Genomic DNA, 6,525 nt, shown 5'->3' with positions numbered 1-6,525 from the left:
CCGGGCCGATGAGGCCTAAAGCAGCACACACGACAGAATGAAAACTGTCAGGTATCATCCCGGTCCAAAATGTCGATCATCAACCCGGTCGTTCAGCGCTAGCAGGCGGCCGCCAGCAGTCAGCACATGGCGTCAAAAGACGCGCGGCGCTTCCGTTTACTGCTCGATGGCGAAGGTTACGGTGACGCTGACAGTGTAATTGTTCTCGCCGCCCTGGACGGGAACCGCAGCGTCGGCTTCCTTCATCATCGTGGCGCGATAAACGGGCTGCGGCAGCGGGCGCGGCTCATTCTCGTTGATTTCGATGATGCGGCCGAGCTTGACGCCGGCGGCTTCGCTCAGCGTTTTCGCCTTCTTGACGGCTTCGGCGACGGCGTTCTTGCGCGCCTCTTCGAGCGCCGCATCCGGCTTGTCGTTGGTAAATTGGATGTCGCCGCCCTGATTGATGCCGAGTGTCACCGATTGGTCGATCACCTGGCCGAGCTTGGAAAGATCGCGCAGGCGCACAGTGACCGAATTGATAGTCTGGTAGCCGATCAGCTGCGGCTGTTGCTGCTGGCCATCGACCGGCTGCGGATAATTAAACTGCGGCTGGATGGAGAAGCCCGAGGTCTGCAGGTCGCGCTCGGCGATGCCGCCGTCCTTCAGCGCCTTCAGCACGTCATTCATCGCCTTGTTGTTCTCGTCGAGCGCTTCACGGGCGGTCTTCGCCTGCTTGACAACGGCGAGATTGACGACGGCCATATCGGGCGCCAAGGACGATTCGCCATCGCCCGTCACCGAAATCACCGCCTCACGCGGCTTTGCTTCCTGCGCCAATACAGGCGCGGCACTGCCGAGCGGCAGGGCCAGAAGGGCAGTCATCACAAGTGTCTTGGTCAGAATCGGCGCCATGTTTCATTCCCTAGTTGTCGTTTCCCGATGAGCTTTCTGTCGGTTGATTGTGAAGCTATTGCGGCGGAAGGGAAGGGGGCGGTGACGGATCGGGAGAAAAATGTGAGGGTGGTAGGAGTAGGCGTTCCGTGGCCGCCCGCTCTGGCCGGCCATCTACCCCACAAGCGGGGGATTGGCTGGGTGCGATCGCCCGCCAAAAGATCAGCGTTCAGCCCGGCGAAACGCTGGAGAGACGCGAAGATTTCGCCACTTATGATCTCCCCACCTGTGGGGGATGCCCGGCAGGGCAAAGGGGCGTGGCACGGAAGGCCTGCATTCCTGCATCTTCCAACGCTCGCCTTCCCAAATCCCGCAAAGCTGCTAGCAATGACGGCGGGTTAAGCAACAGGGGCTTCCGGACACGCCATGTCCGGCAAGGGGGCAGCATGCGCTTTATGACAATTCTTTCGATCGGCCTCGCCATCTGTTTGACGGGCTGCAGCCAAGTGGCAGAAAAGGCCGAAAGCGCCGCCAACCGCTCATACACCAGCTATGCGCTGGGCAAAGCCTATGTGGAGGTCGCCAATCTCGGTCAATCGCCGATGGCGCGGCTCTCCGGCTCCGAAGCAACCTTCGGGCCGATGATCGGCGCAACACCGTTGAAGAACGGCATGACGATCTACCGACATATGGCGCCCGCCGCCAGGACCGAGACCGGCACGAACTTCGTCGGCCTGGTCGGCAGCTCCACGATTTCCGAGAATAACCGGCTTTCCTATTTCCTGGTCGGCGCCGACGGGATCGTCAAGGATTGGGCCACGGGCTCGGTGCAGGGCAGCGCCAGCGACTGCGTGCAATATATCGGCGGCATCATCAACCGCTGCAACGATATGCGCCAGCTCCAGGCTTCGCTGGCACTCTACGACGCCAGGGTGGCGACCAAGGCCGGTCAACCCATTTCCAGCTGGGGCGAACCGTCTGCACCTGCGATCAACTGAGAATGTGCGGCAGCCCAGGCGAGGTCTTGTACCTCACCCGGCGGCCGGGACATTGGGCGGCTGACGCTGTCGCGCAGAACTGTGAAACGGTCTTGGGATAAAATCCTGCAAGACCAGAGGCCGAAGCCCGGGAGCGGATCGAAGGACCCGCCGCGCCTCAGGCGCCGAAATCATCCATGAAGGAGGGATGGATCGCGGGCTTACGCTCTTCGCGGGCCTCGCGAATGCGCTGGGGAACCGCACCGAGACCGGCAACAAAACGGGTCAGGAGATTGCGATTGAAAAGTTTCTGTATGCTCATGGCAGTTCACTCATTCTTTTTTTTGTTAGCTGGCGGCATATATTTTGCGCAGGCTGCCTTAACAACGGGCAATTTTGCATGACAGTTATGTGACAGCGCATGGTCATGGAAAAGCGGGTAGAAAAGCGATCACTTTAGCGTGACAAGAACCCGCCGGAGGCAGTCGATTGCCGCAGATCAATGCTCTCTGCACCGCGGCGTGTAAATTGTACGGTTTGGGTGGAAGCCATGCCCCGAGGAGAAGCTCAGATGAACCGATTTTTCGCATTGATCGCGACCGGAACGCTGATCAGCCTTGCCACGCTCATTTCGGCCTGCACATCGTCAGGATACATCGACCAGACTTCGTCGATCGATGGCGGTTACTACTACGAGAGTCAGCCGCTCAACCCGGCCTGCGGTGGTGGGTTCAGGCCAAGCGATGGGCGTTCGTGCAGTTATTAGAGGGTGCGATACTTGCCATGATCGCTTCGGCGGATATGTTCTCTACCGTGCAGTTATGCGAGTGTGTCTTTGGCGTTACAGCTATTTGTTGAACGAGGCTGTATCCTCCAGTTGTGTTGCAAGACATGGGGTCACGAACATGAAGCTCACGATCGCCACCACTTTTCTAGCACTCGTCGCAACGAGCGCCTTTGCAGCGGATGCAGTGCAGGACGTCCCAGCCGCGCCTGTTGCGGCTGCGCCAGTTTTCACCTGGTCAGGCCCGTATCTCGGCATCGATGGCGGCGCTAGTTGGCTAAACGGTGACTTCAGCGCCGGCGGCGCCAGCGATTCCCAGGATTTCAACGGCGGCGTCTTCGGTGCATTTGCAGGTTACAATTTCCAGTTCGACAACAACATCGTTGTCGGCATCGAGGGCAACCTCGAATACAATTGGAACGAAGAGGAAGCGCTTGGCGCGGATGTCGGCACCGATTGGGCCGGCGCTGTTCGTGGTCGTGTCGGCTACGCCTTTGACAGAGCGCTGCTTTATGGCGCGGCTGGCTGGACCGCTACGCGTGGATACGTTGACCTGCCGGGGCTAGACAAGGAAACCGAGACCTTCAACGGCTACACCGTCGGCGCCGGCGTCGACTTTGCCATCACCAACAACATCTTCGCCCGGGGCGAGTATCGGTATAATGACTTCGGCGAGAAAGACATTCTCGGTGTCGACGTCGATCTCAACCAGCACGAGCTCAAGTTCGGTATCGGCGTGAAGTTCTAAAAGCTGTCCGTTGGTCGGTGAAAAGAAGCCCCGCGAGGACAGCGGGGCTTTTGCGTTTCATGGCAATGTCAGCAAAATCCTCCGATCGCTCACATGCGTCGGCCCCCGGCCCGTAGCACCCGACCGTCGTGGCTTTCCACGCTCAACATCGCGTTGTTCGATCTAAGCTCTAGCTCAACATGGAACCGAATGACGGGAAGCAGAAATTTATCGGAGGTTGCAGAACCTAGATTGGCCACCGGCGGTCCTATAAATTTACTCGTGCTTGATATTCCTCTGGATTCTCAATCGCAGTTCGTGTTCCATTTCTTGCCACGCGAGGGCTGCGCGCGAGTCGAGGGCTGCTCTTTTGAGCCCTAAGTTTGCGAAGAGGGAGAGGAAATGGAAGGGTTTAGGCTGCTTCGAGCGGAGGCGGATCCGGAGGCACTGCAGTTCATTCGCACTCGTATGACGTTGATTGCGAAATCGAACGCGTCGCTGTGCACGATCACGAAGGCTACAATTAGGTAGCTCGGATTGCTTAAATGACAGAGGTAACCGCCGCACGGCTCGCCGAACTGGAAGATGAGATAGCACGCCACCAGTGAGCGCTATTAGAGCATGCAGATCGTTTAGCGCGTGGTGAAGAAAGCGAGCGGCCTCAGCCGCCGGCCTGGTCAATCGAAAAGCAACGGGCTTGGTCTGAAGCACTTCAGGCCAAAGTAAGAAACACAATGATTGTGGCCTTCGGCGGAGAGGCGGCCTACAACGCGCTGACCGTTCAAAGTGAGGCGATGAGGCAGGCTCGCCGCGAGGCGGACCGCTCGATTGCCATCGTTCACGCCAGCGTCGTCGAGGACCAGTTGCGATCAGCCATCGAGCGCTATTTCCCGGGGAGGCAATCTGATCCAGCTGTAATTAATCGTATATTCGACCCGGAGAAATACGGGCCGCTCGGCAATTTCGCTGCACGCGCGGATATCGCTTTTGCTTTGGGCATAGTCGGATCAGGCGCTCTCAAAGCGTTGAAAAACATTGGGAGGATCCGGAACGAATTTGCCCATGAGTTAGGGGTACATTCGTTCGACCATCCCGACGTGGCGAAGTTGGTCGAGAAACTTACATATATCAACTTCGCGATTACCGGTCCGGACGCCGAAGGTCTTATGCATCTGTGGCACCGGTCACCGAATTCGGAGTTGAGGTCTGGAAGCGCATGGAGCGCATCCGACAACCCTTTCGACCATCGCGGACGCTTTGAAAAGACCTGCGCGTTTTTGCAGGATGCTTTGCGGAAGAGCGCGCCGGGAACGAAGCATCCAGATCTTCACGAGAAATGAGGACGCGCTGCGATGCGAGGTTTTCATCGGCTCCTTCAGAGGCCCCCGATTCCTTTTCTTCCGAAATTTGAAAATTCCGGAACCTGGTGTCAAAATCCCGGGTTTTCGCGTCAGGCTACACCGTTCGGTGAAAAGATCGATTAAACCCTCGAAATTAATGGTGGGCCCGGAGGGACTCGAACCCCCAACCAAGCGGTTATGAGCCGCCGGCTCTAACCATTGAGCTACAGGCCCTCAGCGTCGGGTGTCCGACGCCGTGGTGCCGGAAGCCGGCACCTGGATGCCGGGGCAATGGTTCCCACGGCATCGGTTCGCTCTAGCCCAAATTGCAGGTAGCCACAAGCGGGCAGGGCAACATCTGTGGATGATGCATATTTCGTGGGCAGAGGCACTGGAACCTTCGCACGCCGGAAACACTTATTCGAATCATATTCCGCATGATAAGGGCGATTGCAGATGGTGGTTTCGAACAGTGCCGTGGTGCTCATCGTGGAGGATGAGCCGCTGATCCGGTTCAATATCCTCGATGTGCTGGAGGATGTCGGCCATGTGGCGCTGGAGGCGGCGAATGCGGATGAAGCGCTGGTGGTGCTGAAGGGCCGGCAGGATGTCGATATCCTGTTCACCGACGTCAACATGGCCGGTTCGATGGATGGCATCCAGCTTGCCAAACGGGTGAGGGCGATGTGGCCGAATATCGGCATCATCATCACCTCGGGCATGGTGCGGCTCGATCCGTTGGCGCTGCCTGCCAATGCCGCCTTCCTGCCCAAGCCCTATCTGCACGATACGCTGATTTCGACGATCGATTCCCTGATGGCTTGACGTCCTTGAGGCGTTGACGACCCGAGGTGACTGGGGGCGCGCAGCCGCAAAACGGGGACAGGTTTTGCGGCTGCGCGCGAGGCGCTGGGAGGCGTGCCCCTCTTCAGGCGCGGCGGAGGGGACCCGCGCCCTCAGCCGAAGCTGCTCTTCAGCGCCTCATTCTCATGCTGAGCCTTCTTTTCGTAGATTGTGAACAGCGCCATCGAAAGCAGATAGGAGAGGAAGGGATCCCCTATCTGCGTGGCGATGTCGCGGGATGCAAGGACATGGCGCTCCAAGGCGGAGATGTCTTTCGGTGTCGCGGTTTCAACGAGGCGTTTCATGCTGCCATCTCCAGGAATTGCGTCACGACCGAGCGGGCCGGAACATGTCTGACATAAAGGGGTAGGGTCAGGCCGAGGGCGGCGCGCATCTTGCGCAGCACGCGGTCAGATACTTCGAAGGCGCCGCAGCAGACGGGATACTTGCCGTAGCCGTCTGCGCGGCCGAGTTCTTCCACTTCGGCGCCTGCGCGTTTGTAAACACGCTTGAGATAGGGTTCGTAATTGGAAATCATCGTGTGGATGCCGTGGTCGAGCGCGCATTCGCAGAGCGCCAGCAGCATCATCGAGAAGGCGCGGCCGGCATCGATGTTGGGGAAATCCCTGGCGATCGCCTCTTCGTCGATGCACATGCGCGTGCCTTCCCAGATACCCGGAGCCACGAGATCGGCGGCGGCCGGAAAGGTCTCACGGAAGACGTCGTAGAGAAGCGTCGGACCGGTCGTCGGCATCAGGCGCATGCCGCCATAAAGGCGCGTGCGGCTGTCGTTGCACCAGACGAGGTAGGCCGGAGAAAGCGAATCGTAGCTGTCGCGTTCGTAGGGGCCGATGACGGGAACGTCCCAGCCGAGCTGGTCGGCGAAGACCTTCTTGCGCAGGCGGAACATCTGCTCAAGTACGGCGGCGTATTTCTGATACTCATGTGCCTGAATGATAACGAACATTTTGCCCTCCAGCG

The 6,525-nt window shown here is 58.7% G+C and carries 9 protein-coding genes and 1 tRNA gene; 5 read left to right on the top strand and 5 right to left on the bottom strand.

All coding sequences use genetic code 11. From position 1 onward, the window contains the following. Positions 1 to 156 precede the first annotated feature (156 nt). Entirely contained in the window at positions 157 to 894 is a 738-nt protein-coding gene (locus tag FHT70_RS13445) for an SIMPL domain-containing protein (protein WP_183701841.1), read from the bottom strand. A gap of 425 nt (positions 895 to 1,319) precedes the next feature. Between FHT70_RS13445 and FHT70_RS13440 the strand changes: the two genes are divergently transcribed. Beyond that, positions 1,320 to 1,871, top strand: a complete 552-nt coding sequence (locus tag FHT70_RS13440; RefSeq protein WP_183701838.1) for a hypothetical protein — start codon at positions 1,320 to 1,322, stop codon at positions 1,869 to 1,871. Between the two features lie 157 nt (positions 1,872 to 2,028). On the opposite strand, the gene FHT70_RS13435 is transcribed toward FHT70_RS13440, so the two are convergent. Beyond that, positions 2,029 to 2,172 carry a hypothetical protein gene (locus FHT70_RS13435; RefSeq protein ID WP_164517803.1) on the bottom strand — a complete coding sequence of 48 codons (144 nt, stop codon included), beginning with the start codon at positions 2,170 to 2,172 and terminating at the stop codon, positions 2,029 to 2,031. Between the two features lie 249 nt (positions 2,173 to 2,421). On the opposite strand from FHT70_RS13435, the gene FHT70_RS13430 reads away from it, so the two are divergent. From FHT70_RS13430 to FHT70_RS13420, 3 genes are all read left to right on the top strand, one after another. Next, positions 2,422 to 2,616 carry a hypothetical protein gene (locus FHT70_RS13430; protein WP_085778846.1) on the top strand — a complete coding sequence of 65 codons (195 nt, stop codon included), beginning with the start codon at positions 2,422 to 2,424 and terminating at the stop codon, positions 2,614 to 2,616. Between the two features lie 139 nt (positions 2,617 to 2,755). Beyond that, complete coding sequence (locus FHT70_RS13425; RefSeq protein WP_085778845.1) at positions 2,756 to 3,382, top strand: outer membrane protein; 627 nt, start codon at positions 2,756 to 2,758, stop codon at positions 3,380 to 3,382. 713 nt (positions 3,383 to 4,095) lie between these two features. Next, a complete protein-coding gene (locus FHT70_RS13420; protein ID WP_183701835.1) occupies positions 4,096 to 4,701 on the top strand; it encodes a hypothetical protein in 606 nt (201 codons plus the stop codon). Positions 4,702 to 4,859: 158 nt separating this feature from the next. Here the strand turns inward: FHT70_RS13420 and FHT70_RS13415 are convergent. Beyond that, a tRNA-Ile gene (locus FHT70_RS13415) sits at positions 4,860 to 4,935 on the bottom strand. Positions 4,936 to 5,157: 222 nt separating this feature from the next. Here FHT70_RS13415 and FHT70_RS13410 point away from each other — a divergent pair. Further along, positions 5,158 to 5,526, top strand: coding sequence for a response regulator (locus tag FHT70_RS13410; protein ID WP_183701832.1), 369 nt, complete (start codon positions 5,158 to 5,160; stop codon positions 5,524 to 5,526). A 131-nt stretch (positions 5,527 to 5,657) separates the two neighbouring features. Here the strand turns inward: FHT70_RS13410 and FHT70_RS13405 are convergent, their stop codons facing one another. Then, complete coding sequence (locus tag FHT70_RS13405) at positions 5,658 to 5,849, bottom strand: hypothetical protein (protein ID WP_020921840.1); 192 nt, start codon at positions 5,847 to 5,849, stop codon at positions 5,658 to 5,660. After that, positions 5,846 to 6,511, bottom strand: coding sequence for an acyl-homoserine-lactone synthase (locus tag FHT70_RS13400; protein ID WP_085778842.1), 666 nt, complete (start codon positions 6,509 to 6,511; stop codon positions 5,846 to 5,848). The genes FHT70_RS13405 and FHT70_RS13400 overlap by 4 nt, the downstream gene beginning before the upstream one ends. Between the last annotated feature and the right edge of the window lie 14 nt (positions 6,512 to 6,525).

This window comes from Rhizobium sp. BK049, from assembly GCF_014193135.1.
In the GTDB taxonomy this organism is placed as follows: Bacteria; Pseudomonadota; Alphaproteobacteria; order Rhizobiales; family Rhizobiaceae; genus Rhizobium.
The sequence above is the reverse complement of the archived record's forward strand: the minus strand, read 5'-3'. Positions and strand labels throughout refer to the sequence as shown.

Bases quoted from the DNA above. Each gene is read 5' to 3' on its own strand.
- FHT70_RS13445 (WP_183701841.1), bottom strand. From the start codon at position 894: ATGGCGCCGATTCTGACCAAGACACTTGTGATGACTGCCCTTCTGGCC.
- FHT70_RS13440 (WP_183701838.1), top strand. From the start codon at position 1,320: ATGCGCTTTATGACAATTCTTTCGATCGGCCTCGCCATCTGTTTGACG.
- FHT70_RS13435 (WP_164517803.1), bottom strand. From the start codon at position 2,172: ATGAGCATACAGAAACTTTTCAATCGCAATCTCCTGACCCGTTTTGTT.
- FHT70_RS13430 (WP_085778846.1), top strand. From the start codon at position 2,422: ATGAACCGATTTTTCGCATTGATCGCGACCGGAACGCTGATCAGCCTT.
- FHT70_RS13425 (WP_085778845.1), top strand. From the start codon at position 2,756: ATGAAGCTCACGATCGCCACCACTTTTCTAGCACTCGTCGCAACGAGC.
- FHT70_RS13420 (WP_183701835.1), top strand. From the start codon at position 4,096: ATGATTGTGGCCTTCGGCGGAGAGGCGGCCTACAACGCGCTGACCGTT.
- FHT70_RS13410 (WP_183701832.1), top strand. From the start codon at position 5,158: ATGGTGGTTTCGAACAGTGCCGTGGTGCTCATCGTGGAGGATGAGCCG.
- FHT70_RS13405 (WP_020921840.1), bottom strand. From the start codon at position 5,849: ATGAAACGCCTCGTTGAAACCGCGACACCGAAAGACATCTCCGCCTTG.
- FHT70_RS13400 (WP_085778842.1), bottom strand. From the start codon at position 6,511: ATGTTCGTTATCATTCAGGCACATGAGTATCAGAAATACGCCGCCGTA.